Raw genomic sequence first — 25,431 nt, forward strand, 5'->3', positions numbered from 1 at the left:
GTAGAGGCTGTAGGTTACGGACCCATGGGAATCCGGGTCGTGGTTGCGGATGACAGTCTCCTGGTCCGGGAGGGGGTCAGGGCACTGCTGAGTGATCAGGACGACCTGTCGGTGATCGGACTCGCCGCCGACCACGACGAGCTGCTGTCGAGCGTGGCGCAGCTGTCACCGGACGTCGTGGTCACCGACATCTGCATGCCGCCGACGAACACCGACGAAGGGGTCAGGGCCGCGCTCGCACTGCGGGCCAGCCACCCTCGGGTCGGTGTCGTGGTGCTCAGCCAGTACGACGACCCGGCGCACTCGACCGCGCTGCTGCAGGACGGCGTCGCCGGCCGGGCGTACCTGCTCAAGGAGCGCCTCGCCCAGCCGGGCCAGCTCGCCGACGCGGTCCGCGCGGTCGCCGGCGGCGGCTCCGTCATCGACCCGCGGATCGTGGAGACGATGCTCACCGCCCGCAGCCGCCCGGCGGGCAGCGCGCTGCGCCACCTCACCGCCCGGGAGCGCCAGGTGCTGTCGGAGATGGCGACCGGCGCCAACAACAGCACGATCGCGGAGCGGCTGTTCGTGACCGTCCGGGCCGTCGAGCGGCACATCAACTCGATCTTCGCCAAGCTCGGCCTCGCCGAGGAGGGCGAGACGCACCGCCGGGTCGGCGCCGTCCTGCTGTACCTCGCCGAACGCGACTGAACCGGCGGGCCGCGGCGCTGTGGTGCCCACACCACAGCGGTTCGTGGTGCGACCGTCGTCGCCGGCCGGGCGGGCCGCGGTCAAGCTGGACCGGTGGACCTGGACCTGATCGGCGCCGAGCTCGGCGTGCAGCCCGACGGCGACGACCTGGTGCCCCGCGGCCTGTGGCGGGTCGAGGACGGCCCGCACGTCTGCCTCGCCGGGGTGCGCGACGGCCGCCCGGTCGAGATCAGCTTCACCGGCGGCGCGATGGTGACCCGGGTACGGGTCGTGGTGCCGGAGCTGCAGGCACTGGGCAACGCCGCCGGCGCCCTCGTGCCCGACGCGGGCACCCCGCCGTCCGCGGTGGCGGCGCTGCGGCGGACCGGCGAGCTCGGCGACCTCTGGCGTGACGTGCGGGTCAGCGGCGGCCCCGACGGGCTCGTCGCGGTGCGCCGCGCCGACCTGTCCGGCTACCTGCTCGACCTGTGGCTGCTGGAACGGCTCGCCGAGGCGCTGAGCTGATCACAGCCGCTGGCGCCGCGCTGGTCACAGCCGCTGGCGCCGCGCTGGTCACAGCCGCTGGCGCCGCGCTGGTCACAGCCGCTGGCGTCGCGCTGGTCACAGCCGCTGGCGCCGCGCTGGTCACAGCCGCTGGCGTCGCGCTGGTCACAGCCGCTGCTCGAGGACCTGCCCCGGCCAGTCCGTGCCGGTGGGCAGCCGCACCGTGAAGGTCTCCGTCGGGGTGAAGCCCTGCTGGCGGTACCAGCCGACGAGCGCCCGGTCGTCGCCGGCGTAGCAGTCGACCCGCAGCAGGCCGATCCCGCGCCGCGCGGCGAGCACCCGGGCGTGGTCCAGCAGCAGCGTGCCCAGCCCGCGTCCCTGCCGCGCCCGGTCGGTGACCAGCAGGTTCACGTACAGCTCGGGCTCGTAGACGACCGGGATGCCTTCCGGCGCCTCGCCGACCACCAGCGCCCCGGCCACGACCCCGTCGAGCTCCAGGACGTGCAGGTGCCCCTGCGGGACCCAGCGCATCATCGCGGTGAGCCGGCGCGGGTTCGTCGAGTGCGGCTCGGTGCCCCACTGCCCGGTGCGCCCCATCGCGGCGAGCCACCGGGTCGCGCCGTCCAGCAGCCCGAGCACCGGCTTCACGTCGGCGAGGCGGCCCGGGCGCACGGCCGCGCCCGGCGCGGTGAGCGGCAGCTCCAGCTCCAGCTCGTCGTGCAGCGCGATGCCGTAGTCGCCGACCGCCGCGATCTGCGGCTTGCGCAGCCGGGCCCGCTGCACGGCGCCCGGGTGCACGGCCCGGATGCGCATCCCGCGGCGCTGGTAGAAGCGCAGCGCGTCAAGGTTGTCGTTGGTGGTGATCAGCCACAGCCGGGTGCAGCCGGCGTCGGTCGCGACCGCCCGGGCGGCGTCCAGCAGGGCGGTGCCGATCCCGGCATGCGGACGCACCGCGTCGATCGTGACGATTTCCAGACCGGTCGCGGCGATGGAGTACGTGAGCAGTCCGACCCGCTCGCCGTCGCCGGTCTCGGCCACCAATGCCGGCAACCGGTCCGCGTCGCGACCGTTTTCTCCCGTGATGACGTGGACCGCCCCGTACGAATTCGTGAGCAGTTCTTGCAACCAGGTCCGGTCGTCATCGACGGCGGCTCGCACAATCACCCGGGCACACTATCCAAAAATCGAATTCCGCGGATGCTGGCAAATTCGCGACACTTCACAGCGCGACGCGTTGCGCCATGATTGGCGGCAGGGCTTCACCGGGGAGGGCGGACTTGGACGGACTCAGGCGGGCGGGCAAGCCCTGCCGGGTCCTCGGCGTCCTCGCCCTGGTCCTGGCGATGCTCTTCGGCGCGAGCATCGGTGCGCCCACCTCCCGTGCGGGAATCACCCACCAGCTGCTCTCACCCGACCACCACGCGCACGGCTCGTGGTCCGGTGGCGACGGCGGGCAGCAGCAACCCCTGATCCTGCACGCCGAAGGCGAGCAGGTGGAGACCCCGGACGCCTCGGGCCACGCACTGGCGCAGCTCACCACCGGCACCGGCGCGCAGCTCGCGCCGGTGCCGCTCGCCGAACCGGCGGCGGACGGTGCCGCGGACCACGCACCCGACCGCTGCATGCTGCAGATCTGGCGCACGTAGATCGGACTGTCACCCCTCGTCGTTGTTGGGCAGCTCGACACGGTTGGAGTGATGTCATGTCCGCGATCGCGGACGGTTCCCGCATGCGCTCGGTCTTCGTGACCGGCGCCTCACGAGGGCTCGGCGCGGCCCTGTTCCACGCGCTGCAATCCGACGGGGCCAGGGTCTTCGGCCTGGCCCGCACCTTCCCCTCCGAGCAGCAGGCGCTCGCGGCGCGGCACCCGGCGTCGGTACGGCTGCGCTCCACCGACCTCGCCGAGGCGGTCAGCCTGCCGACGGAGGCCGAGCTGGCCGCGTTCGCCGGCGGGGCCGGACCGCGCGACGAGGTGGTCCTGCTGCACAACGCCGCGACGGTCGAGCCGATCGGCCTGGTCGGCGAGCTGTCCCCCGAGGACGTGTTCGCCGCGGTCCAGATCAACCTGGTCGCGCCGATCCTGCTGACCAACGTGTTCCTGGCCGCCTTCGCCCGCGACCCGGCCCCGCGGCTGCGCATCGTGTACGTCGCCTCCTCCGCGGCGCACCGCAGCTACCCGGGCTGGGCCACGTACTGCGCGACGAAGGCGGGCGCGGAGGCGTTCATGCGCTGCGTCAGCGAGGCGGCGAGCCGCACCTGCACGGTGGAGATCGTCGACCCCGGCGCCATCGAGACGCAGATGCAGCGGACCCTCCGCGAGCGGGGCACCGGCCTGCCCGGGCACGCCAGGCTGGTGGAGCGGCACCGTACCGGCGACATCGCCGACCCCGAGACGGTGGCGAAACGGCTCGTCGACCTGCATTTCCCGCCGCTGGTGGCGATGGCCTCCTCCTGAGCGGCGGGCATCGGCGTGGGCCGGCCGGTGCCGTCACCGGCCGGTCCATGGTGACCGCCGTGTGTAGTGGCACGGACGGATGGGTACGGTGTGGCCATGCCCGACACCGCGCCTCCAGTGATCGTCGTCATGGGTGTCGCCGGCACGGGCAAGACCACCGTGGGGGCGCTGCTGGCCGGCCGGCTCGGCTGGTCCTACGCGGAGGCCGACGACTTCCACCCCGCCGCCAACGTGGCGAAGATGGCCGCCGGCGAGCCGCTCACCGATGAGGACCGCGCCCCGTGGCTGGCCGCCATCGGCCGGTGGATCGACGAGCGGGCCGCCGCCGGCACGCCCGGCGTCGTGTCGTGCTCCGGGCTGCGCCGGGCGTACCGCGACCAGCTGCGCGACGGCCGGCCGCAGGTGCGGCTGGTGTTCCTCGAAGGCTCCCGGGAGCTGATCACCCGCCGGCTCACGGCCCGGCACGGCCACTTCATGCGCGTCGAGATGCTGGACAGCCAGTTCGCCGCGCTGGAGCCGCCGCAACCGGACGAGCACGTCACGGTGGTGTCGATCGACGCCACCCCCGAGCAGATCGTCGACGAGATCGTGTCGAGGTCGCGCCTGCGCTGACCCCGCCGAGAGAGGCCGCCACCATGGACTGGACGTCGCACGACACCTGGCTGGTCACGTGGACCCTCGTCGCGATCGCGGTCGTGGTCGTGCTGATCACGCGGTACAAGATCCATCCGTTCCTGGCCCTGATCCTCGGCAGCGCGGTCGTCGGCCTCGGCGCCGGTCTCGCCGCCGCGAACGTCATCGCCGAGTTCGAGAAGGGCTTCGGCAGCACCCTCGGCGGCGTCGGCATCCTCGTCGCCCTCGGCACCATCCTGGGCAAGCTCCTCGCCGACTCCGGCGGCGCCGACCGCGTCGTCGACACCATCGTCGGCCGGGCCGGCCAGCGCCGCCTGCCCTGGGCGATGGCCCTCATCGCCATGATCATCGGACTGCCGCTGTTCTTCGAGGTCGGCGTCGTCCTGCTGATCCCGGTCATCTTCCTGGTCGCCCGCCGGGCCGGCACCTCGATCGTCCGCGTCGGCATCCCCGCCCTGGCCGGCCTGTCCGTGATGCACGGCCTGGTGCCGCCGCACCCAGGCCCCCTGATCGCGATCGACGCCCTGCACGCGGACCTCGGCCAGACCCTCGCCTACGGCCTGCTCGTCGCCGTGCCGACGGTGATCGTCGCCGGTCCGCTGTACGGCATCTGGATCGGCCGCTTCGTCAACCCCACCCCGCCGGCCCGCCTGGTGGCCGCCTTCGGCATCCGCTCGACCGCTCCCGCTCCCGCTCCCGCTCCCGCCGGCGCGCTGGCGGGCGGCGGGTCCGCGGGCGGCGGCGGGGGTGGCGGTGCGGTGCCCGATGGCGGCGGCGTCGCGCAGCGGGCCTCCGACAAGGCCGACGACGCCGTCGAGCCCAGCGCGCAGGGCGCGGTCGGCGACGACGTCGACGACGCGGCGGCGGGGCGCCCCGCGTCGCGGCCCGGGTTCGTGCTCACCCTCGCCACGGTGCTGCTGCCGGTGGTGCTCATGCTGGGCCGCGCCGTCGCCGACATCACCCTCACCAAGGGCAACCGGCTCCGCACCGTCCTGGACTTCCTCGGCGACCCGTTCGTGGCGCTGCTGCTCGCCGTGCTGGTCGCCCTGTTCACCTTCGGCTACCTGCGCGGCTTCAGCCGGCAGAAGGTCAGCGACCTCGTCGCCGCCAGCCTGCTGCCCATCGCCGGCATCATCTTCATCATCGGCGCCGGCGGCGGTTTCAAGCAGACCCTCGTCGCCGTCGGCATCGGCGACGCCATCGGCAAGGCCGCCGCCGCCAGCGGCATCTCCGCCCTGCTGCTCGGCTGGCTGATCTCCGTCGGCATCCGCCTCGCCACCGGCTCGGCCACCGTCGCCACGGTCACCGCGGCCGGCCTCATGGCCCCGCTGCTCGACCAGCTCCCCGGCACCAACACCGCTCTGCTCGCCCTGGCGATCGGCTCCGGCTCACTGTTCCTGTCCCACGTCAACGACGCCGGCTTCTGGCTGGTGAAGGAGTACTTCGGCATGACGGTGGGCGAGACGTTCAAGACCTGGTCGGCGATGGAGACCATCATCTCCGTGGTCTCCATCGTGCTGATCCTCGCCCTCGGCGTCGTCGTCTAGCGGCGGTTCGCTGTGGTGCTGCCACCACAGCGGGGTTCGCCGCAGGACGCCCCGGAGACTGGTGCGGGCGCCCTGCTGTGCGGCGGCCGGGGGCGCGAGGATTCCTCCAGTCGCCGCGGTGGCGCGGCGCACGACGAGGGAGCAACCGATGATGACGCACACGACCCGCTGGGCCGGACCATCCCGCGCACGCCACTGCGGCGCGGCACCCTGAAATGCACGCACGCTGCGGTCCGTGGCCCGCTGACGCCGCGGCGGGCCGGGGAGCCGGCCGCCGCCGAAGCGCCACCGCGGCGAGCGTCAGAGAAGACGTCCGGCGGTCCGCCGACAGTTCAGCGGTTGCGGACGTCCCACAGCCAGAGGCCGCCGACCTCGCGCCCCGGGCCGAACAGCGCGTCGAGGGTGCCGCGCTCGGCGGCGGCGGCCGGGCCGGTCGGGGCGAGGATGATCGACGTGCGCCAGTAGGCGAGGTCGAGCCGGGCCTGTTCACGGTCGGCGTCGGTGACCGGCTGGACCTGCCGGCTGCCGGTGGCGGCGTTGATCAGCCGGTCGGTCGGGCGGACCGGGGCGCCCACGGTCGCGTGGCGGCCCCTGACGCCGCCGGCCGGGCCGAGGAAGTAGCCGTGCGACATGCGCAGGTCGGCGCCGGTCGCGGTGGCCCAGCTCATCGCCGTCCAGTGTTCGAAGGTGGCCAGGGGCACCACCAGTACCGACTCCTGCGCGTGGACGTAGGAGCGCCAGTCGCCGGACGTGATGAACGCCGGCACCGGCGGGCGGTCGAACACCTTGATCGGCACCGGGGCGGCGGGCACCAGCACCGCCGCGACCAGGCCGACCTTCAGCACCCGGGTGCCCGCCGCCGCCGGCAGCCGGTCCAGCCCGATCGCCACCAGTGGCGCGACCGCCCAGGTGGCCGCCTCGCCGAGCCGGGTCGGCAGCAGCGTGTCGAACAGCGGCAGGCCGCGCAGCAGGGCATACGGGCCGGTGACGCCGGTGCCCTCGCCCCGCACGGTCAGCTCGTTGCCCAGCGACAGCACCGCGAACACGGCGCCGGTGACGGCGAGGGAGCGCACGAGCGGCTCCCGCCACCGCCAGGCCACGACGGCGGCGACCGCGATGACCAGCGGCCAGCCGAAGTGCCCGTGCTGCTCGGCGGAGAACCCGGGCGCCGGCGGGAACTCGCTGTAGCGCACGGCGACCGAGTTGCGCGAGAACGACGTCAACCCCAGCAGGTCGGTGTGGAACGCGGTCATCTGGTGCTCGCCGCCGCGGTACGCGTTGGCGCCGAAGAACTGCCACCACAGCGGGTACGCCAGCAGCACCGCCGTGACCAGCAGCGTCACCCCGAGGCCGGCCAGCACGCTCGGCAGCCGCACCTCCCGGGGCCGCTGCACCAGCCACAGGATCCCGAACAGCCCGACGGCCAGGGCCGTGATGAACAGCGTCTCCTCGTTGATGAAGACCTGCCAGACGACCAGCGCGGCGAGGATCAGCCCGCCGCGCACCGGCGCGTCGCGCAGCTTCACCACCCGCCACACGATGACCGGCACCAGGAACTGCGCCGTGAGGTTCGGGTGGAACGTGGCGTGGTTGGCCACGCTCGGCGCGAACGCGGCGACCAGGCCGCCGGCCCAGGCCGCGACCGGGGAGTCCACCACGTGCCGGGACAGCAGCCAGTACCAGGTCGCGCCGGTCGCGGCGAGCGTCAGCACCACCAGCACGTCGAACGCGATCCCGGGGCCGGCCAGCAGGGTCACCGGCGACATCGGCAGGCCCAGGCCCAGCATGGTCGTGTTCGCCATCCCGTTCACGCCCGCGGGCGCGTTGAGCCGGTCCAGCACGAACGGGTTCGACCCGTGCCGCACCGAGCGCGCGGCCCAGGCCAGGAAGTACTCGGCGAGGATGCGGTCCCCCGGCGTGTACGGCAGCCGCTGCCCGGGGTGCGCGAGCAGCCGCCCGCACAGGACCACGGCCCCGGCGAGGTAGCCGCCCACCGCCAGCACGTCGGCCAACCACCGGCCGCGTGATCGCCCCTCGTCCATGTGCCGACCTTAGGGCCCCGCCCCGGCCGGGCGCCCGGCGGGGGCGCGCGGCCCGCCCTCAGGCGGGGATGACCTCGTCGACGGAGGAGGCGCCGGCGATGCGGTGGACGGCGACGACGGCGGCCCGGGGCAGCGGCGCGTACACGTGCGGGAAGGGCCCGCCGTTGCTGGAGGTCTCCCAGCGCAGCCACATGCCCATGGTCTGCGCGTCGATGGCCACGACGACGAGGTCGGGCTCGGTGCCGAAGTAGCGCTGCGCGGTGCCGGCCACCTGGGCGCGGGACGAGCAGTGGATGTACCCGTCGCGCCGGTCCAGCGGCGAGCCGTCGAAACGGCCCTCGGCCTCGAAGCGGGCCCATTCCGACGGCAGCAGGATCTTGTAGATCAGCACCGGCACACAATGCCACGGGTGAGGGGTTCCTTCACCTGTCGCAGGTGAGCCGGGGGGAGCGACGAGTCACCCGTTTGCGATTTAGCGTGCGCGATTATGAGAACTCGGGCATGGGTGTGCGTCGCCGGCGCCGCGATCGCGGTCGGGTCGCTGAGCGCCGCGCAGGCGCGAAGACCGGACCCGCCGATGGTCCGCACCGCGCAGACCACCGGTCAGCAGAGCGTCGAGCAGCAGCCGGACACCATGGTGTACCTGCTGACCGGGACCGGCCTGGTCGCGATCGGCGGGGTCGTGCTGGTCGGCGGCGTGGCCGGCCTCGGCGGGCTGGACATCCCCGGCGGCATCACGATGACCGTCGGCCGGACCCGGCTGTGGGCCCGGTCGCTGCGCACGAGGGGCCGGCACCGCCGCCTCACAGGCGGGTGATGCGGTCCTTCAGCAGCGTGGTGGCGATAGCGGCCTTGTGCGGCTGGCCGCGCACGAACGCCTCCGCGAACTTCACCGCCTGCTGGTAGGTGACCTTCGCCGGCATCGGGGGCTCGTCGGCGTCGACGACGACGTCGACGAGCGCCGGCCCGTCGTGGGCGAGGGCCTCACCGAGGATGTTCTCCAGGGCGTAGGGGTCGGTGACCCGGGCACCGTACCCGCCGCAGCCGCGTGCCCACCCCGCGTAGTCGGGTCGCGGGTCGCCGTACCGGACCCCGTACTCGGGGAAGCCGTTGACCATCTGCTCCCAGACGATCATGCCGAGCGCGTTGTTGTCGTTGATGACGACCTTGATCGGCAGGCCGTGCCGGGCCGCGGTGTGGAACTCGGCCATGAGCATGCCGAACCCGCCGTCGCCGACGAACGCGATCACCTGCCGGCCCGGGTACTCGTGCTGCAGGGCGATCGCGTACGGCAGCCCGGGCGCCATCGAGGCGAGCGTGCCGGACAGGTAGAACTCGCGCCCGCCGGTCGCCTGCCAGTGCCGGGCCGCCCAGGTGGTGACGGTGCCCGAGTCGCAGGTCAGGATCGCGTCGGAGGCGGCGACCCGGTCGAGCGTGCGGGCCAGGAACTGCGGCGCGATGGGCTCCCGGTCGGCCCGTTCGGTGGCCGCGAGGCGTTCCCGCCAGTCGCGCATCTTCTCCTGGTACCGCTGCAGGAAACGCCGATCGGTGCGCCGGCGGAGCCTGGGCAGCAGCGCCTCCAGGGTCGCCGCGGCGTCCCCGACGAGCGGCACGTCGGTGGGGACGCGGGTGCCGACGCGGGTGGGCTCGATGTCGATCTGCACGACGTGCGCCTGCCCGGGCGGCGGCAGGAACTTGGTGTACGGGAAGTTCGTGCCCACCATCAGCAACCCGTCGCACTCCTGCATCAGGTCCTCGCTGGGCGCGGTGCCGAGCAGACCGAGCCCGCCGAGCGCGAACGGCGAGTCGTCCGGCACGACCATCTTGCCCATCAGCGACTTCACGATCGGCGCGCCGAGCACGTCGGCGACGAGCTCGACGAGGGCACCGGCCCCGCGCGCGCCGACGCCGGCCAGGATCGCCGGCTTGCTGGCGTGGTTGAGCAGGTCCGCGGCGGCCTGCAGGTCATCGTCGGCGGGCCGCACCGGCGGCGCCACCCACACCGGCGCGGTCGCCGGCTCACGGACCGGACCGACCTCGTCGAACGGGTTGTCGCCCGAGGTCGCGACCTGCACGTCGTTCGGCACGGTCAGGTGCGCCACACCCCGCCGGGCCAGCGCGGTGCGCACCGCGATGTCCACCAGCGCCGGCACCTGCGCCGGGTTCGCCACCGTCTCGTTGTACTCGGCGACGTCCTCGAACAGCCGGTCGAGGTGCACTTCCTGCTGGTAACCGGTGCCGATGACGCTGGACTCCTGCATCCCGGTGATCGCCAGCACCGGCGCGTGGTCGAGCTTCGCGTCGTAGAGCCCGTTGGCGAGGTGGATGCCGCCGGGGCCGGACGTCGCCAGGCACACCCCGAGCCGCCCGGTCGCCTTGGCGTGCGCGACCGCCATGAACGCGGCCGCCTCCTCGTGGTGCACCAGCACGAACCGGACCCGGTCGGCGTTGCGCCGCAGACCCTCCATGATCCCGTTGACCCCGTCACCGGGCAGGCCGAACACCGTGTCGACGCCCCAGTCGGCCAGCCGGGCGATCAGCGCCTCACCGACAGTTGGTTTGCTCATGCGTTGGTGCTTTGCCGGTACGGGCGGAACCAAACGTCAACGCGCGCAGCCGCCGGCGCACCTCGGGGTCGTAGGCGTCGGGGTGCGCCCTGGCCGGCCGCTGCCCGTCGAAGAAGCCCCCGGTGCCCTCCTCGTGCAGGATCAGCCGCAGCGTCGCCTCCCCGCCCTCCCGCACAGTGGAGCGCGGCGGGGCGCCGTGGTCACGGACCATCTGCGTGTCCATCAACGTCGCCGGGTGCAGGCAGTTCACCGTCACCCCGCGGCCGGCGAGCTCCTCGGCGAGGTCGAAGCTCCACGCGGCGAGGGCGAGCTTCGCGCGCCGGTACGCGGTGACCCCGTCGTAGCCCCGGGTGAGCTCCACGTCGTCGAAGTCCACCGGCACCTGCCCGAGCGAGCCGACGTTGACCACCTTCGCGGGCGCGTTGGCGGTCAGCGTCGGCACCAGCGCCGTGGTCAACCGGACGGGCGCGAGGAAGTCGACGGCCCAGCGCAGCTCGTGCCCGTCGGCGCTCTCCTGCCGCTGCTCGCCCGGGCCCCGAACCCGACCCCGGCGTTGTTGACCAGGATCGTCAGGTCGTCCCGGTCCCGCACGGCGCCGGCGAGGCGGTCCACGTCGGCGAGGCTCGCCAGGTCGGCGACGAACCCTTCAGCGGCCCCGCCGGCCTCTTCGACCTCAGCCACCCCGCGCTCGACCTTCCCGGCGTCGCGGCCGTGTAGCAGGACGGTCAGCCCGGCCTGCCCGAGCCGCGGCGCCAGCCACCGGCCCAGACCCGAGGTCGCCCCGGTGAGCAGCACTGCAGTCATGCCCCGACGGTACCCACACCGCCGCCGCGCCTCAGCCCACACGAACACCTCGCACCCCGCGTACCGTACAAACGCCACAAAACGCCAACAGGGACGGCGGCTCCGGGACGGCGTGCCACGAACGGCGGGGCAGCGGGTGGAGGGCGCGGACAACGGCGCACGCCGAGCGGCCGGCAACCCCCGCGACCGGACAGGACAACTGCCGCGGGACCGGGCAGGGCAGCGACCGCGGGGCGGCGGCGGGCGCAGGGAGGTGCGGCGGGCGGCCGGGGCGGGCGTCAGCGGACGGCGGACGTCACGCGGCCGGCGTGAGCGGTGATCGACCCTCGCGAGACCACCGACCGGCGGGCCCGGGCGACGCGGACGGCGGGGGCCGAGATGCCGCCGGTCGCGGGTGCGATTCGTGAAAGTCTCACCGGTCGCGGCGGGCCGGATGTGCGAAGGCCCCGCCGGAGTGCGTGGCGGGGCCTTCGAGGACGAGCGGTGAACGGGTGGGGGTCAGCCGCCGAGGCCGGCGGGCAGGCCGCTGCTGTCGGCGTCCTTCGCGTCGAGGATGTCGACGATGAAGCGCAGCGTGCCGGCGGGGTAGCCCTCGGGGGCGTCGTCGCCGTAGGCCTTGCTGCCGGGGATGTCGAGCTGGACGCGGGTGCCGATCTTCAGGCCGACGAGGCCCTCGTCCCAGCCCTCGATGACCTGGGGCTGCTTGCCGAGCTGCTTCTGCCCGACGGGGATCTCGATGGTCTTCTTGCGCGGCCAGGACGAGTCGAAGACCTTGCCGTCCTTCATGGTGGCGCCGACGTAGTTGACCGAGACGGTCTGGCCGGCCTTGACGGCCTTGCAGTCGCCCTTGATGAGGATCGTCTGCTTGACGGTCTTGACCTCTTCGTTGCTGGCGGTGATCGTCGGCTCGGTGGCGAGGGCCTTGTTCATGCCGCCGAGCAACGGCGGGAACGCGGCCTCGGCGGCCGGCTTGCACTTGACGCGGTTCTTCTCGGCCCGGTCGCCGAAGTACCAGACGCCGGCGAAGGCGCCGCCGACGACCAGCAGGACGATGACCGTGCCGGCGATCGCCTGGCCGACGCGGCGGCGGCGGGCGGCCTTCGCGGCGGCGATGCGGGCGGCGGCGCGCTTCTCCGCCTTCGTCATCGGGGCCGGCCCCTTGGCCTTCGCCTTGCCGGCGTCCTTGTCCTTGCCGGCCTCGGCCTTCTCCTCCTCGCCGTCCCCGGCGTCGTCCGAGGAGTCGGCGGCGTCCGAGGAGTCGGCGGCGTCCGAGGAGTCGGCGGCGTCCGAGGAGTCGGCGGCGTCCGAGGGGCCGCCCCTGCCGGCGTGTTGTCGCTTTCCGCACCCGCGGCCGGCTCCTCGCCGGGCCCGACCTCGGTGTCCGGGGTCGCCTTCGGCGTGGTGGCCTTGCTCGACCTCGCAGTGCGGCGGCTTCTGCCCCGATCGCTCACAGTTGGAAGACTCCCCTGCTGGACGGACCCGATACTGGCGGACCAGAGTTTTGTTCGCCAGAGCTTCCCATATCACACGCGCCGCGACACGCCCCGGGTGGCAGCGCAGCCGATAGGGTCATGACATGGGCACTGTTCAGGGCGTCGAGATTACCGGACCGGTTGACGACCGATTCGCCGAGATCCTCACTGAAGAAGCTCAGAGTTTCCTGGCAGAGCTGCACCGGGCCTTCGACGCCCGGCGGCTGGAGCTGCTGCAGGCCCGCAAGGAGCGGGAGGCCGAGCTCGCCGCGGGCGGCACGCTGGGCTTCCTGCCCGAGACGCGGCACATCCGCGAGGGCGAATGGCGGGTGGCGGAGCCGGCCCCCGGGCTCGTCGACCGACGGGTGGAGATCACCGGGCCGACCGACGCGAAGATGACCATCAACGCGCTGAACTCGGGTGCCAAGGTGTGGCTGGCCGATCATGAGGACGCCAACACACCGCTGTGGGCCAATGTGATCGGCGGGCAGCTCAATCTGCGCGACGCGAATGCCGGCACGCTGTCGTACACCTCCGGCGAGAAACGCTACGAGCTGACCTCGGGCGCACGGCCGACCGTCGTCGTGCGACCCCGGGGATGGCACCTGCCGGAGAAGCACATCCTGGTCGACGGGGCGCCGACGTCCGGCTCGCTGACCGACTTCGGGCTGTACTTCTTCCACAACCATCTGGTGACCCGGCCGTACTTCTACCTGCCGAAGATGGAGTCGCACCTGGAGGCGCGGCTGTGGAACGACGTGTTCACGTTCGCCGAGGAGCGCTTCGGCCGGCCGGCCGGCACGATCCGGGCGACGGTGCTCATCGAGACGTTCCCGGCCGCGTTCGAGATGGACGAGATCCTCTACGAGCTGCGCGAGCACTCCGCCGGGCTCAACGCCGGGCGGTGGGACTACATGTTCAGCGTGATCAAGAAGTTCCGCACCCGGGGCAAGGACTTCCTGCTGCCGGACCGCAACACGGTGACGATGACGGTGCCGTTCATGCGGGCGTACACCGAGCTGCTGGTGCGCACGTGCCACCGGCGGGGCGCGCACGCGATCGGCGGCATGGCGGCGTTCATCCCGAGCCGGCGCGACCCGGAGATCAACCGGGTGGCCCTGGAGAAGGTCCGGGCCGACAAGACGCGGGAGGCCGGCGACGGCTTCGACGGCTCGTGGGTCGCGCACCCGGACCTGGTCGCCACCTGCCGCGAGGTGTTCGACGGGGTGCTCGGCGAGCGGCCCAACCAGCTGGAGCGCACCCGCGAGGAGGTGTCGGTGTCCGCGGACGACCTGCTGGCCGTCGGTGACACCCCGGGCCAGCAGACGGAGGCGGGGCTGCGCAACGCGGTGAGCGTCGGCGTGCAGTACCTGGACGCCTGGCTCAAGGGCAGCGGCGCCGTCGCGATCAACAACATGATGGAGGACGCGGCCACGGCGGAGATCTCCCGGTCACAGGTCTGGCAATGGCTGCACAACGGTGTCACCCTGGCCGACACGGGTGCGCTCGTCACGAAGGCGTTGGTCGAGCAGGTCGCCGACGAGGAGCTGGCGAAGCTCGGCGGCGACCTCAGCGCGGCACGGGCACTGTTCATGGAGGTGGCGGTGGCTGACGAGTTCATCGATTTCCTGACGTTGCCGGCGTACGACCGGATGCCGTGAGCAGCGCTCCGCGCTGTTCACCATCGGCGCGGCGCCGGAGCGCGGCGGAGGTGACGCCATGACCATTGACGGGCTGGCGGTCAGGCTGCGGGAGTTCCTGCGGCCGGAGCAGGTGCTCACCGACCGTCAGCAGCTGCGCACGTACGAGTGCGACGGCCTGACCCACTACCGGGTCGTGCCGGCGATCGTGGTGCTGCCGCGCACCGCCCAGGAGTGCGCCGACACGGTGCGTGCCTGCGCCGACGCCGGGGTGCCCTTCGTGGCGCGCGGCTCCGGCACGGGCCTGTCCGGCGGGGCGCTGCCGCACGCCGACGGCGCGCTCATCGTCACCTCGCAGCTGCGCGCGATCCGGGAGGTCGCCCCGCAGGACGAGCGGGCCGTCGTCGAGCCCGGCGTGATCAACCTGCAGGTGACCAGGGCCGCCTCGCCACACGGGTACTACTACGCGCCGGACCCGTCCAGCCAGCAGATCTGCTCGATCGGCGGCAACGTCGCGGAGAACTCCGGCGGCGCGCACTGCCTGAAGTACGGCTTCACGACCAACCACGTCACCGGCGTGGAGATCGTCACGCCCGACGGTGACCTCGTCCGGCTCGGCGGGCGGGCCCCGGACGCGCCCGGCTACGACCTGCTCGGCGCGTTCGTCGGCTCCGAGGGCACGCTCGGCATCGCCACGGAGGTGACGGTCCGCCTGGTGCGCCTGCCGGAGACGGTCCGCACGCTGCTCGCCGCGTTCCCCGGCACCGACCAGGCGGGCGCGGCCACCTCGGCGATCATCGCGGCGGGGGTGGTGCCGGCGGCGGTGGAGATGATGGACGCCCTCGCCATCGAGGCCGCTGAGGCGGCGGTGCACTGCGGCTACCCGCCCGGCGCCGGCGCGGTGCTCATCGTGGAGCTCGACGGGCCGCAGGCGGAGGTCGAGGCGCAGTTCGCCGCGGTCGAGGGGTTCTGCCGCGACCACGGCGCGTTCGAGATCCGCATCGCCGCCGACGACGCCGAGCGGGCCCTGTTCTGGAAGGGGCGCAAGTCGGCGTTCGCCGCCGTCGGCCGGATCAGCCCCGACTACATCGTGCAGGACGGGGTCATCCCGCGCACCGCGCTGCCCCGGGTGCTGACCCGCATCGCGGAGCTGGCCGGGGAGCACGGCGTGCGGGTAGCGAACGTGTTCCACGCCGGCGACGGCAACCTGCACCCGCTCGTGCTGTTCGACGAGGCGGTGCCCGGGCAGGCCGAGCGGGCCGAGGCGGTGTCCGGCGCGATCCTCGACCTGTGCGTGGAGCACGGCGGGTCGATCACCGGCGAGCACGGCGTCGGCTTCGACAAGGCCAAGCACCTGCCCAGCATGTACAGCGCCGCCGACCTCGACACGATGCAGCTGCTGCGGTGCGCGTTCGACCCGCGCGGGCTGTCGAACCCGGGGAAGGTGTTCCCGACCCCCCGCCTGTGCGGCGAGGTCCCCGGGCGGCGCAAAGGCACCCATCCGCTGCATCAGCCAGGCATCGCGGAGGTCTTCTGAGCATGACAGCACAGATCGCCGGGGTGCCGGCCGCCGCCGTCGCCACGCCCGCGTCGACCGCGGAGGTCGCCGACGTGGTCCGCGGCGCGGCCGACGGGGAGCTCGCCCTCGTCGTGCGCGGCGGCGGCACCAGGCAGGACTGGGCGCTGCCGCCGCAGCGGCTCGATCTGATCGTGGAGACGTCGCGGCTGTGCGGGCTCGTCGAGCACGCCGCGGGTGATCTCGTCGTCGTCGTCCGCGCCGGTACGCCGCTGCGCCAGGTCCAGGAGGCGCTGCGCCCCGCCGGGCAGCAGCTCGCCCTCGACGAGCCGCTGCCGGGGGCGACCGTCGGGGGGACCGTGGCGGTCAACGCGTCAGGGCCGCGCCGCATGCTCTACGGCACGGTCCGCGACCTGCTCATCGGCGTGACCGTCGTGCGCGCCGACGGGGTGGTGGCGAAGGCCGGCGGCAAGGTCGTGAAGAACGTCGCCGGGTACGACCTCGGCAAGCTCGTCGCCGGCTCGTACGGCACCCTCGGCGTCATCACCGAGTGCGCGTTCCGGCTGCACCCGCTGCCGGCCGCGCGCCGCTTCGTGTCGGTGCGGGTCGACGGGCCCGAGGAGGCGGGGCGGGCGCTGTCCGCGGTCCTCGGCGCGCAGGTGGTGCCCAGCGCCCTGGAGATCGACACCGACCCGCTCACCGTGACCGCGCTCGTCGAGGGCGTGCCGGCCGGGGTCGCGCAGCGCGCCGCCGACCTGGAGAAGCTGCTCGGCGAGGGCACGACGTCGGCGGAGACCCCGCCGCCGGGCTGGGGTGCCTACCCGTGGGGCCCCGGCGACGTCGGCATCAAGCTCACGTCGGCGCTGTCGCGGGTGCCGTACCTGCTGACCGCCGCCGGGGTGACCGCCCAGCTGCACGACGTGGCGCTGCACGTGCGGGGCTCCGCCGGCACCGGGGTGCTCTACGCGGGGCTGCCCGGCGACACCGACCCCGGCTCCGTCGTCGGTGTCGTCAGCGACCTGCGGGCGGCGACCCGGGCCGGCGCCGGGCACTGCGTCGTGCTCACCGCGCCGCCGGCGATCCGGTCCCGCGTCGACGTGTGGGGCCACGTCGACGGCCTGGACCTGATGCGCCGGGTGAAGGAGCAGTTCGACCCGCTCGGCATCCTCGCGCCGGGCCGGTTCGTGGGAGGGATCTGATGGAGCCCCGCATCGACGCCGACCTCGTGTCCGACTGCGTCCACTGTGGATTCTGCCTGCCGACGTGCCCGACGTACGTGCTGTGGGGCGAGGAGATGGACTCGCCGCGCGGCCGGATCCAGCTGATGCACCAGCTCCTGGAGGGCGAGCCGCTGACCCCGACCGCGGCCGGGCACTTCGACGCGTGCCTGGGCTGCATGGCGTGCGTGACCGCGTGCCCGTCCGGCGTGCGGTACGGCACGCTCATCGAGCAGACCCGGGTGGTCGTCGAGGAGCGGCACCCCCGGCCGTGGCCGGAGCGCGCGCTGCGCGGCCTCGTGTTCGGGCTGTTCCCGCACCCGCGGCGGCTGGCCGTGCTGAAGGGGCCGTTGCGCCTGTACCAGCGGCTCGGCGCACCCCTGCTGGACCGGTTGCCGGGCCGCCTGTCGACCCTGGCCGCCCTGGCCCCGCCGGTGCGCCCGGCGGTACCGCTGCCGGCGCGGCTGCCGGCGCTGGGGACCCGGCGGGCCGTGGTGGGGATGCTGACCGGCTGCGTGCAGCGGGCGTTCTTCCCCGACGTGAACGCCGCGACGGCCCGCGTCCTGGCCGCGGAGGGCTGCGACGTGGTGATCCCGCCCGGGCAGGGGTGCTGCGGCGCGCTCAGCGTCCACAGCGGCCGCCGGGAGGAGGCGGCCCGGTTCGCCCGGGGCATCGTGGACACGTTCGACGCCGCCGGCATCGACGCCCTCGTCGTCAACGCCGCCGGCTGCGGGTCCTCCCTGAAGGAGCTCGGTGACCTGCTCGCCGACGATCCGGGGTACGCCGGCCGCGCCGCCGCGCTCGCGGGCAAGGTGACCGACTTCGCCGAGCTGCTCGGGCGGCTCGGCCCGGCCGCGCCCCGGCACCCGCTGCCGGCCAGCGTGGCCTACCACGACGCGTGCCACCTCGCGCACGCCCAGGGTGTGCGGTCGCAGCCGCGCGAGCTGCTGCGCGGGATCCCGGGGCTGGTGCTGCGGGAGATCGCCGACCCCGAGCTGTGCTGCGGCTCGGCGGGCGTGTGGAACGTGCTCAACCCCGGCCCCGCCGCCGAGCTCGGCGCCCGCAAGGCCCGCGACGTGCTCGCCACCGGCGCGCAGTGGCTGGTCACCGCGAACCCGGGCTGCCTCATGCAGATCGGCGCCGGGGTCCGCGCCGCCGGCGGCACGATCCGCACCGCGCACACCGCGCAGGTGCTGGACGCCTCGATCCGCGGCGTGCGCCTCAGCGCCGGCGCGTAGATCATTCACCCGGCGTCGGGGGCAGCCCGGTGCCGGGGTCCGGCGCAGGCGTCGGGTAGGCGACGGGGCCGAGCCCGAAGGCCCGGCCCCGCGTGTGTTCCGGTATGACGACGACGAACCTGGTGGACTGCCCGGAGTGCGGACTGCCGGCGATCACCCGCACCGAGGGCCTGGTGGTGAGCACCCGCGGCCCGGTCGAGCACGTCCGTCTGCACTGCGTGCTCGGCCATCGCTTCTTCGGCCCCGCCGACCGGCTGCTGCGCCGGGTCGGGACCGCCTGAGCGGCGCCGCCGGTCAGTTCGGGCGCAGCGGGCGGCCCTGGCCGTCGACGGGGCGGCCGGTGAGCAGGATGATGCCGTCCACGACGAACCACACCCACAGGCCGAACACGACCAGGAACGGGATCCAGAACAGGAACCCGCACCAGAACGACGTCCAGCCGACCACGACGCTGAGCACGAGCTGCGTGACACCCATCGCGGTGTTGCCCGCGTAGAGCCGGCCGATGCCGCCCAGCACCAGGAACAGGCCCGGCAGCAGCTGCAGCAGCCCGGCGGCCAGCTTCGACTTGTCCGAGTACGGCAGCCCCGTCGCCGGGTCGTAGCCCGCGGCCCCGGCCGGCACCCCGTACCCGGGCTGCTGGCCGTAGGCGGCCTGCTGGGCGTAGGCGGCCTGCTGGCCGTACGGGTCGTACCCGCCGGACGTCGGCGCGCCGGACACCGGCAGCTGGTAGGTCGGCGAGTACGGCGGGCTCGACCCGGGCGGCGACGAGGACGGCGGACCCGACATCGGCTGCTGCCCGGCGGGCAGCGCGTACGGGTCGGCGGGCTGCTGCCCGTACGGGCTCTGGCCATACGGATTGGACTGATATGGGTCCGGTTGACCGTAGGGAGGCTGCGTCATGGGAGCAGGCTACCGGCACCGATCCACCCGGCAGGCCCCTGTGAGGCTGCACCGGCTCCAGAACGGCTGACCGGGTGCCGGTCTGCCACACTGGGCGGGTGAACCCCGGTGCGTCCGACGAGCTGGCCAGTGCGAGCCTGGTCGAGCTGGCGGTGTCACGGCTGAGCCGGGAGATCCTCAGCGGCGTCACCGACCCGGGCGAGCGCCTGGTCGAGGAGCAGCTGACCCGACGGTTCGGCATCAGCCGCGCCCCGCTGCGCGAGGCCCTGCGGCTGCTCGCCCAGCAGGGCCTGGTCGAGCACGTCCCGCGCCGCGGCGTCCGCGTCGCCACCCTGTCCGCCGCCGACATCCAGGAGCTCTACGCGGTCCGCGACGTCCTGGAGCGCCACGCGGTCACCGCGACGCCCCCGGACGCCGACCTCGCCGGCGTCGCCGCGGCGGTGAAGGCCATGCAGGAGGCCGACGCCCGCGGCGACCAGTTCGACGTGGCGACCGCCCACCGCGAGTTCCACGTCGCGGTGGTCGCCCTCGCCGGCAACCGCCAGCTCACCCAGGTCTACGAGTCGGTGCTGGTGAAGATCCAGCTGTACATGGCGCTGAACCTGCGCCGCGAGGCCGAGGTCGCCCGGCCGCACGACGGGGTCCACCGGCACGAGCGGCTGTTCGAGGCGGTCTCGGCCCGCGACACCGCGGCGGTGCTGGCCGCCCTCGACGACCACGGCGCCCGCTCCTACCTGCCCTGAGCGCCGCGGGGCACGGCAGGCCCGCGGAGGGGTGGCGGGATCCTGCCGTGCCGGCTCCGCGGTCAGGGCGCTATCACGGGCACCGTGCGGCTGGTGGTCGTGGCGCCACAGTGACAGTGACCGTGATCACAAACCCGCGACTGTCGGGTAGTAATCGCCGGACATCGACGCGTTACACGGGCCGCGGTTTGGCGTAACAGAACTGTCGACAATCGACAGCATGACCGTTCTCGCCACCTTCGGGATCGCCGACCTCCGCGACGCGTACGCGCGCGGCGAGCTGACCCCGGCCGAGGTCGCCGAGCAGGTCATCGCCGCACCCTCCGCCCCGGGCGTGTGGATCAGCCGGGTGCCGGCCGGCGCGCTGCGCGCCCGCGCCCGCGAGCCGCTGGACCCGGCGCTGCCCCTGTACGGCGTCCCGTTCGCCGTCAAGGACAACATCGACGTCGCGGGGATGCCGACGACCGCGGCCTGCCCGGCGTTCGCGTACACGCCCGCGCGCAGCGCGCCCGTGGTGGAGCGGCTGCTCGCCGCCGGCGCGATGCTCGTCGGCAAGACCAACCTGGACCAGTTCGCGACCGGGCTCACCGGGTCCCGCTCCCCGTACGGCGCCGTCGAGAGCGTCTTCGGCGGCGGGCTCATCGCCGGCGGGTCCAGCTCCGGCTCGGCGGTCGCGGTCGCGTCGGGCGCCGTCGCGTTCGCCCTCGGCACCGACACCGCCGGCTCGGGGCGGGTACCGGCGGCGCTCAACGGCATCGTCGGGCTCAAGCCGACCCGCGGCCTGCTCAGCACCGCCGGCGTGGTCCCCGCCTGCCGGTCGCTGGACTGCGTCTCCATCTTCGCCGTCGACGTCGCCGACGCCCGCACGGTCCTGGACGTGGCACGGGGACCGGCCGCGGAGGACCCCTGGTCGCGGGCGGCCACCGGTGAAAGCCTCCCACCGGCGGCCGTCCGCCTCGGCGTGGCCCGCCCCGACGTGCTGGACTTCGAGGGCGACCACGGGCAGGCCGAGCGGTACGTCGCCGGCTGCCTCACCGCCGCCCGGCTGACCTCGGCCGCCACCCAGGTCGACCTCACGCCGCTGCTGGAGGCGGGCGGCCTGCTGTACGAGGGGCCGTGGGTCGCCGAGCGCCTCGCCGACCTCGAGGACTTCCTGGACGCGCACGCCGAGGCGGTGCTGCCGCTGACCCTGGGCATCCTGCGCGGCGGCCGCCGCTTCAGCGCCGCCGACACGTTCCGCGCCCAGCACCGGCTGCAGGTCCTCAAGGCGGCGACGGCGCGGCTGTTCACCGCGGTCGACGTGCTGGCCCTGCCGACCGTGCCGACGACGTTCACCCTCGACGAGATCGCCGAGGAGCCGCTGCGCCGCAACGCCGTGCTGGGCCGCTACACCCAGTTCGCGAACCTGCTGGACCTCGCCGTCGTCACCGTGCCCAACGGCACCACCCCGCAGGGGCGCCCGGCGAGCCTCTCGCTGATCGGGCCGGCGTTCGCCGAGGGCACGCTGCTCGGGCTCGCCGCCGCGTTCCGGGGCGAGACGGTGGCCGTGCCGGAGACGCCGGCGACGACCGTCGAGCTGGCGGTGGCCGGCCATCACCTGCGCGGCGAGGCCCGCAACGCGGAGCTGGTCGCGCTGGGCGGGCGGTTCGCGCGCACCACGCGGACCGAGGCGTGCTACCGGCTGTACCGGCTGCCGACGGGCGTGCCGGGGCTGGTCAGGGTCGGCGCCGGGCAGGGCGCGCGGATCGAGGTCGAGATCTGGCGGCTGCCGAGCGGCTCGGTCGGCGCCCTGCTCAGCAGCGTCAAGCCGCCGCTGTCGATCGGCTACCTGTCCACCGTGGACGGTGAGACCGTGCAGGGCTTCCTCTGCGAGGCGTACGCGGCCGCCGACGCCCAGGACATCACCGCGAGCGGGGGCTTTCGGGCACACCGGCAAGAGGAGGGGCAATGACCGCAACCATCGGGCCGGTCGTGGGGGCCAGGCCCTACGCGTGGCCGTACGACGGCTCCGTCCCCGTCGGACGCACGGCGCTGCTGTGCATCGACTGGCAGACGGACTTCTGCGGCCCGGGCGGCTACGTCGACAGCATGGGCTACGACATCGGCTTGACCCGGGCGGGGCTGCCCGCCACCGCGAAGCTGCTCGACCACGTGCGGGGGCTCGGCATGCTGGTCGTGCACACCCGGGAGGGGCACGACCCGGACCTGTCGGACCTGCCGCCCAACAAGCGCTGGCGCTCGGCGCGGATCGGGGCGGAGATCGGCTCGGCCGGGCCGTGCGGGCGGATCCTCATCAAGGGCGAGCCCGGCTGGCAGATCGTGCCGGAGGTGGCACCCGTCCCCGGCGAGGTGATCGTCGACAAGCCCGGCAAGGGCGCGTTCTACGCCACCAACCTCGATCTGGTCCTGCGCACGCACGGCATCACGCACATCATCCTGACCGGCATCACCACCGACGTGTGCGTACACACGACGATGCGTGAGGCGAACGACCGCGGCTACGAGTGCCTGATCCTGTCGGACTGCACCGGCGCCACCGACCCGTCCAACCACGCCGCCGCCCTGCACATGGTCACCATGCAGGGCGGGGTCTTCGGCTGCGTCGCCACGTCGGAAGACGTGATCGCGGCGACCGTCTCCGACTGAGGGGGCCTGATGGCCACGCTCGACGCACTTCCCGGACCCTTCACCTTCGACCCGGCGACGACCGCGCTGGTCGTCATCGACATGCAGCGCGACTTCATGGAGCCCGGCGGCTTCGGCGAGACGCTCGGCAACGACGTCGCCCAGCTGCGCCGCGTCATCGCGCCGACCGCGGCGCTGCTGCGCGCCTGCCGCGCCGCCGGCCTCACGATCATCCACACCCGCGAGGGGCACCTGCCGGACCTGTCGGACTGCCCGCCGGCGAAGCTCAACCGCGGCGAGCCCAGCCAGCGCATCGGCGCGCCCGGCCCGATGGGGCGCATCCTCATCCGCGGCGAGTACGGCCACGACATCATCGACGAGCTCGCCCCGGCCGACGGGGAGCCGGTCATCGACAAGCCCGGCAAGGGCGCGTTCTACAACACTTCCTTCGGCGACGTCCTCGCCGCACGAGGGATCCGCAGCCTGGTCGTCACCGGCGTGACCACCGAGGTCTGCGTGCACACCACCGTCCGGGAGGCCAACGACCGCGGCTACGAGTGTCTCGTGCTGTCGGACTGCGTCGGCTCGTACTTCCCGGAGTTCCAGGAGGCGGGCCTGGCGATGATCGCCGCGCAGGGCGGCATCTTCGGCTGGGTCGCGCCGTCCACCGCGTTCGTCGCGGCACTGCAACCGTCTCTGCAGAGGACGTGAGTCATGGCTACCAGCACCGACACCGCATCGTTGAAAATCCCGTGGTGGGTCCGCGGCGACACCAACGCCTTCTTCGGCTTCGGCGTCAACGTCCTCGTCAACGTGCTGACGCTGACCTCGCTGTGCCTGTTCGTGGTCAAGCTCAGCAAGGGCGACGTCTTCCAGGCGATCCTGCCGGCGCTGGGCATCGCGCTGGTCGCCGGCAACGTCTACTACACGTTCCTGGCCCGGCGGCTGGCGCGCAGGGAGCACCGCACCGACGTCACCGCGCTGCCCTACGGGCCGAGCGTGCCGCACATGTTCATCGTCATCTTCGTCATCATGCTGCCGGTGTACCTGAAGACGGACAACCCGACCCTGGCCTGGAAGGCCGGCCTGGCGTGGGCGTTCATCATCGGGCTCATCGTGCTCGTCGGCGCGTTCGTCGGCCCCTACATCCGCCGGTACGCCCCGCGTGCCGCGCTGCTGGGCACCCTGGCCGGCATCTCCATCACGTTCATCTCGATGCTGCCGGCCGCTCGCATGTGGGACTTGGCGTGGGTCGCGTTACCGGTGTTCGCGCTGCTGCTCATCGGCCTGCTCACCGACACGAAGCTGCCCGGCAACTTCCCGATCGGCCTGGCCGCGCTGCTGGTCGGCACCGCGGTCGGCTGGGCCGGCGGCGCCATGGACGGCAACGCGGTCAGCGCCGCCGTCGACGACATCGGCTTCGCGCTGCCCGGCCTGCACCTGGACCTGCTCACCTCCGGCCTGTCCGACGTGGCGCCGCTGCTGGCCACGGCGATCCCGCTGGGCGTCTACAACTTCACCGAGGGCATGTCCAACGTGGAGAGCGCCGCGGCCGCCGGCGACAACTACAACCTGCGCAGCGTCCTGCTCGCCGACGGGGCCGGGGCGATCATCGGCGCGGCGCTCGGCTCGCCGTTCCCGCCGGCCGTGTACGTCGGGCACCCCGGCTGGAAGAAGGCCGGCGGCGGCAGCGGGTACTCGATGGCCACCGGCATCGTCATCGCCGTACTGTGCTTCCTCGGCCTGTTCGGCTTCCTCGGCGCGATCTTCCCGCTGCCGGCGATCGTGCCGATCCTGCTCTACATCGGCCTGCTGATCGGCGCGCAGGCGTTCCAGTTCTCCCCCAAGGCGCACGCCGCGGCGGTGATCGCGGCGCTCATCCCGAACATCGCGCAGTGGGCCACCAGCCAGATCGACAACTCCCTGGCCGCGGCGGGCACCAACGCCGCGAAGGTCGGCGACGCGGCCCTGGAGGGCAACGGCGTCATCTACGGCGGCCTGCTCACCCTCGGCCAGGGCGCGATCCTCGCCGGTCTGGTCTTCGGCTCGATCGTCGCGTTCATCATCGACAAACGCTTCATCCACGCGGGGATCTTCGCGCTGTCGGGCTCGGTGCTGTCCTTCGTCGGGCTGATCCACGGCGAGAAGGTCGCCTGGAACGCCAACGGTCAGGTCGCCCTCGGCTACCTGTTCATCGCGGTGGTCTGCGGCCTGTTCGCGCTGGGCCGGCCCGAGCCGCGGGCCAAGGACGCCGACGAGATCGAGCTGGACCGCCTGCACGGCGAGGCCCCGGCACCGGACCCGGCACCGGCGGCGGCACCGGCCGAGCCGGCCACCGCGCCCGTGGCCTCCACCGCACCGGCCTCCGAGCCGGCACCGGCGACATAGTCCGACCGGCGGGCGGTGGTCCCTCCTCCCGGGGGACCACCGCGCGCCACCGTCATCGCAAGCCGCTCGCAGCAGAGGGGACCGCCGTGCGGATCGACCGGGACGACGTCGTCGCCGAGGTGACGGCGGCCTTCGAGGCGTACGAGAAGGCGCTCGTGGCCAACGACACGACCGCGCTCGCCGAGGCGTTCTGGGACTCCCCCGCCGTGGTGCGCTTCGGCATCGCCGACCGGCAGACCGGCGCCGGTCAGCTGCGGGCGTGGCGGGCCGCGCAGGCGCCGCTGCCGCCCGGCCGGCGGCTGTACGACACCCGCGTCACCACGTTCGGCACCGACCTGGCGACGGTCACCACGATGTTCGACTACCCCGGCGGCGAGGACCGCCCCGGAAGGCAGTCCCAGACCTGGGTCCGCCTCCCGGAGGGCTGGCGCATCGTGCACGCCCACGTATCGCAGGAGTCGCCGTAGC

The 25,431-nt window shown here is 73.6% G+C and carries 26 protein-coding genes; 18 read left to right on the forward strand and 8 right to left on the reverse strand.

Annotation, left to right across the window (positions count from 1 at the left end; all coding sequences use genetic code 11):
* Window positions 1-24 precede the first annotated feature (24 nt).
* Window positions 25-690, forward strand: a complete 666-nt coding sequence (locus OP18_RS23870; protein ID WP_033361204.1) for a response regulator transcription factor — start codon at window positions 25-27, stop codon at window positions 688-690.
* Window positions 691-783: 93 nt separating this feature from the next.
* Window positions 784-1,194 carry a hypothetical protein gene (locus OP18_RS23875; protein WP_033361205.1) on the forward strand — a complete coding sequence of 137 codons (411 nt, stop codon included), beginning with the start codon at window positions 784-786 and terminating at the stop codon, window positions 1,192-1,194.
* Between the two features lie 144 nt (window positions 1,195-1,338).
* Here the strand turns inward: OP18_RS23875 and OP18_RS59780 are convergent, their stop codons facing one another.
* Complete coding sequence (locus OP18_RS59780; RefSeq protein WP_211273646.1) at window positions 1,339-2,223, reverse strand: GNAT family N-acetyltransferase; 885 nt, start codon at window positions 2,221-2,223, stop codon at window positions 1,339-1,341.
* 227 nt (window positions 2,224-2,450) lie between these two features.
* Between OP18_RS59780 and OP18_RS58705 the strand changes: the two genes are divergently transcribed.
* The 4 genes from OP18_RS58705 (at window position 2,451) to OP18_RS23900 (ending at window position 5,808) form a co-directional block, all read left to right on the forward strand.
* Window positions 2,451-2,819 (forward strand): hypothetical protein, encoded by a 369-nt coding sequence (locus OP18_RS58705; protein ID WP_033361206.1) that lies wholly within the window; start codon window positions 2,451-2,453, stop codon window positions 2,817-2,819.
* A gap of 56 nt (window positions 2,820-2,875) precedes the next feature.
* Window positions 2,876-3,628: an SDR family NAD(P)-dependent oxidoreductase gene (locus OP18_RS58710; RefSeq protein ID WP_052387201.1), complete on the forward strand. Its 753-nt coding sequence runs from the start codon at window positions 2,876-2,878 to the stop codon at window positions 3,626-3,628.
* Between the two features lie 96 nt (window positions 3,629-3,724).
* Complete coding sequence (locus OP18_RS23895; RefSeq protein WP_033361306.1) at window positions 3,725-4,240, forward strand: gluconokinase; 516 nt, start codon at window positions 3,725-3,727, stop codon at window positions 4,238-4,240.
* 23 nt (window positions 4,241-4,263) lie between these two features.
* The gene (locus tag OP18_RS23900) at window positions 4,264-5,808 is read left to right on the forward strand and encodes a GntT/GntP/DsdX family permease (protein ID WP_033361207.1); all 1,545 of its coding nucleotides are present in this window, start codon (window positions 4,264-4,266) and stop codon (window positions 5,806-5,808) included.
* 332 nt (window positions 5,809-6,140) lie between these two features.
* On the opposite strand, the gene OP18_RS23905 is transcribed toward OP18_RS23900, so the two are convergent.
* Both OP18_RS23905 and OP18_RS23910 read right to left on the reverse strand, forming a co-directional pair.
* Window positions 6,141-7,850, reverse strand: a complete 1,710-nt coding sequence (locus OP18_RS23905; RefSeq protein ID WP_063745567.1) for a DUF6311 domain-containing protein — start codon at window positions 7,848-7,850, stop codon at window positions 6,141-6,143.
* A gap of 58 nt (window positions 7,851-7,908) precedes the next feature.
* On the reverse strand, window positions 7,909-8,241 hold the full coding sequence (locus OP18_RS23910; protein ID WP_052387227.1) for a DUF952 domain-containing protein: 333 nt from the start codon (window positions 8,239-8,241) through the stop codon (window positions 7,909-7,911).
* A gap of 96 nt (window positions 8,242-8,337) precedes the next feature.
* Between OP18_RS23910 and OP18_RS23915 the strand changes: the two genes are divergently transcribed.
* Window positions 8,338-8,667: a hypothetical protein gene (locus OP18_RS23915; RefSeq protein WP_156089718.1), complete on the forward strand. Its 330-nt coding sequence runs from the start codon at window positions 8,338-8,340 to the stop codon at window positions 8,665-8,667.
* Here OP18_RS23915 and OP18_RS23920 read toward each other — a convergent pair.
* From OP18_RS23920 to OP18_RS23930, 4 genes are all read right to left on the reverse strand, one after another.
* The gene (locus OP18_RS23920; RefSeq protein WP_033361209.1) at window positions 8,654-10,417 is read right to left on the reverse strand and encodes a thiamine pyrophosphate-dependent enzyme; all 1,764 of its coding nucleotides are present in this window, start codon (window positions 10,415-10,417) and stop codon (window positions 8,654-8,656) included. The two genes, OP18_RS23915 and OP18_RS23920, sit on opposite strands and share 14 nt — an antisense overlap.
* Window positions 10,395-10,859 carry a Rossmann-fold NAD(P)-binding domain-containing protein gene (locus OP18_RS61910; RefSeq protein ID WP_260710338.1) on the reverse strand — a complete coding sequence of 155 codons (465 nt, stop codon included), beginning with the start codon at window positions 10,857-10,859 and terminating at the stop codon, window positions 10,395-10,397. Before OP18_RS61910 ends, OP18_RS23920 begins: the two co-directional genes overlap by 23 nt.
* 11 nt (window positions 10,860-10,870) lie before the next feature.
* On the reverse strand, window positions 10,871-11,221 hold the full coding sequence (locus tag OP18_RS61915; protein WP_211273648.1) for an SDR family NAD(P)-dependent oxidoreductase: 351 nt from the start codon (window positions 11,219-11,221) through the stop codon (window positions 10,871-10,873).
* Window positions 11,222-11,719: 498 nt separating this feature from the next.
* A complete protein-coding gene (locus OP18_RS23930; RefSeq protein ID WP_052387203.1) occupies window positions 11,720-12,367 on the reverse strand; it encodes an FKBP-type peptidyl-prolyl cis-trans isomerase in 648 nt (215 codons plus the stop codon).
* A 430-nt stretch (window positions 12,368-12,797) separates the two neighbouring features.
* Here OP18_RS23930 and aceB point away from each other — a divergent pair, with 430 nt between their 5' ends.
* The 5 genes from aceB to OP18_RS57480 all read left to right on the forward strand — a co-directional run bounded on the left by aceB (window position 12,798) and on the right by OP18_RS57480 (window position 18,585).
* Window positions 12,798-14,354: a malate synthase A gene (gene aceB / locus OP18_RS23935; RefSeq protein WP_033361210.1), complete on the forward strand. Its 1,557-nt coding sequence runs from the start codon at window positions 12,798-12,800 to the stop codon at window positions 14,352-14,354.
* Between the two features lie 58 nt (window positions 14,355-14,412).
* Window positions 14,413-15,870, forward strand: coding sequence for an FAD-linked oxidase C-terminal domain-containing protein (locus OP18_RS23940; RefSeq protein ID WP_033361211.1), 1,458 nt, complete (start codon window positions 14,413-14,415; stop codon window positions 15,868-15,870).
* A gap of 2 nt (window positions 15,871-15,872) precedes the next feature.
* Complete coding sequence (locus tag OP18_RS23945; RefSeq protein WP_033361212.1) at window positions 15,873-17,048, forward strand: FAD-binding oxidoreductase; 1,176 nt, start codon at window positions 15,873-15,875, stop codon at window positions 17,046-17,048.
* Window positions 17,048-18,304 carry a (Fe-S)-binding protein gene (locus OP18_RS23950; protein ID WP_033361213.1) on the forward strand — a complete coding sequence of 419 codons (1,257 nt, stop codon included), beginning with the start codon at window positions 17,048-17,050 and terminating at the stop codon, window positions 18,302-18,304. The genes OP18_RS23945 and OP18_RS23950 overlap by 1 nt, the downstream gene beginning before the upstream one ends.
* Before the next feature lie 104 nt (window positions 18,305-18,408).
* Window positions 18,409-18,585: a hypothetical protein gene (locus tag OP18_RS57480; RefSeq protein ID WP_156089719.1), complete on the forward strand. Its 177-nt coding sequence runs from the start codon at window positions 18,409-18,411 to the stop codon at window positions 18,583-18,585.
* Between the two features lie 13 nt (window positions 18,586-18,598).
* Here OP18_RS57480 and OP18_RS60805 read toward each other — a convergent pair whose 3' ends face one another.
* Complete coding sequence (locus tag OP18_RS60805) at window positions 18,599-19,207, reverse strand: hypothetical protein (protein ID WP_052387204.1); 609 nt, start codon at window positions 19,205-19,207, stop codon at window positions 18,599-18,601.
* 98 nt (window positions 19,208-19,305) lie between these two features.
* On the opposite strand from OP18_RS60805, the gene OP18_RS23960 reads away from it, so the two are divergent.
* The 6 genes from OP18_RS23960 (at window position 19,306) to hpxZ (ending at window position 25,430) form a co-directional block, all read left to right on the forward strand.
* Window positions 19,306-19,950 (forward strand): GntR family transcriptional regulator, encoded by a 645-nt coding sequence (locus tag OP18_RS23960; RefSeq protein ID WP_033361214.1) that lies wholly within the window; start codon window positions 19,306-19,308, stop codon window positions 19,948-19,950.
* Window positions 19,951-20,170: 220 nt separating this feature from the next.
* Window positions 20,171-21,901 (forward strand): allophanate hydrolase, encoded by a 1,731-nt coding sequence (gene atzF / locus OP18_RS23965; RefSeq protein WP_033361215.1) that lies wholly within the window; start codon window positions 20,171-20,173, stop codon window positions 21,899-21,901.
* Entirely contained in the window at window positions 21,898-22,596 is a 699-nt protein-coding gene (biuH, locus tag OP18_RS23970) for a biuret amidohydrolase (protein ID WP_033361216.1), read from the forward strand. Before atzF ends, biuH begins: the two co-directional genes overlap by 4 nt.
* 9 nt (window positions 22,597-22,605) lie before the next feature.
* Window positions 22,606-23,286, forward strand: coding sequence for a cysteine hydrolase family protein (locus tag OP18_RS23975; RefSeq protein WP_033361217.1), 681 nt, complete (start codon window positions 22,606-22,608; stop codon window positions 23,284-23,286).
* A 3-nt stretch (window positions 23,287-23,289) separates the two neighbouring features.
* Window positions 23,290-24,963, forward strand: a complete 1,674-nt coding sequence (locus tag OP18_RS23980) for a SulP family inorganic anion transporter (RefSeq protein WP_033361218.1) — start codon at window positions 23,290-23,292, stop codon at window positions 24,961-24,963.
* A gap of 86 nt (window positions 24,964-25,049) precedes the next feature.
* Window positions 25,050-25,430 (forward strand): oxalurate catabolism protein HpxZ, encoded by a 381-nt coding sequence (hpxZ, locus tag OP18_RS23985; RefSeq protein ID WP_033361219.1) that lies wholly within the window; start codon window positions 25,050-25,052, stop codon window positions 25,428-25,430.
* Window position 25,431: the final 1 nt, after the last annotated feature.

The organism is Dactylosporangium aurantiacum (genome assembly GCF_000716715.1).
Lineage (GTDB): Bacteria > Actinomycetota > Actinomycetes > Mycobacteriales > Micromonosporaceae > Dactylosporangium > Dactylosporangium aurantiacum.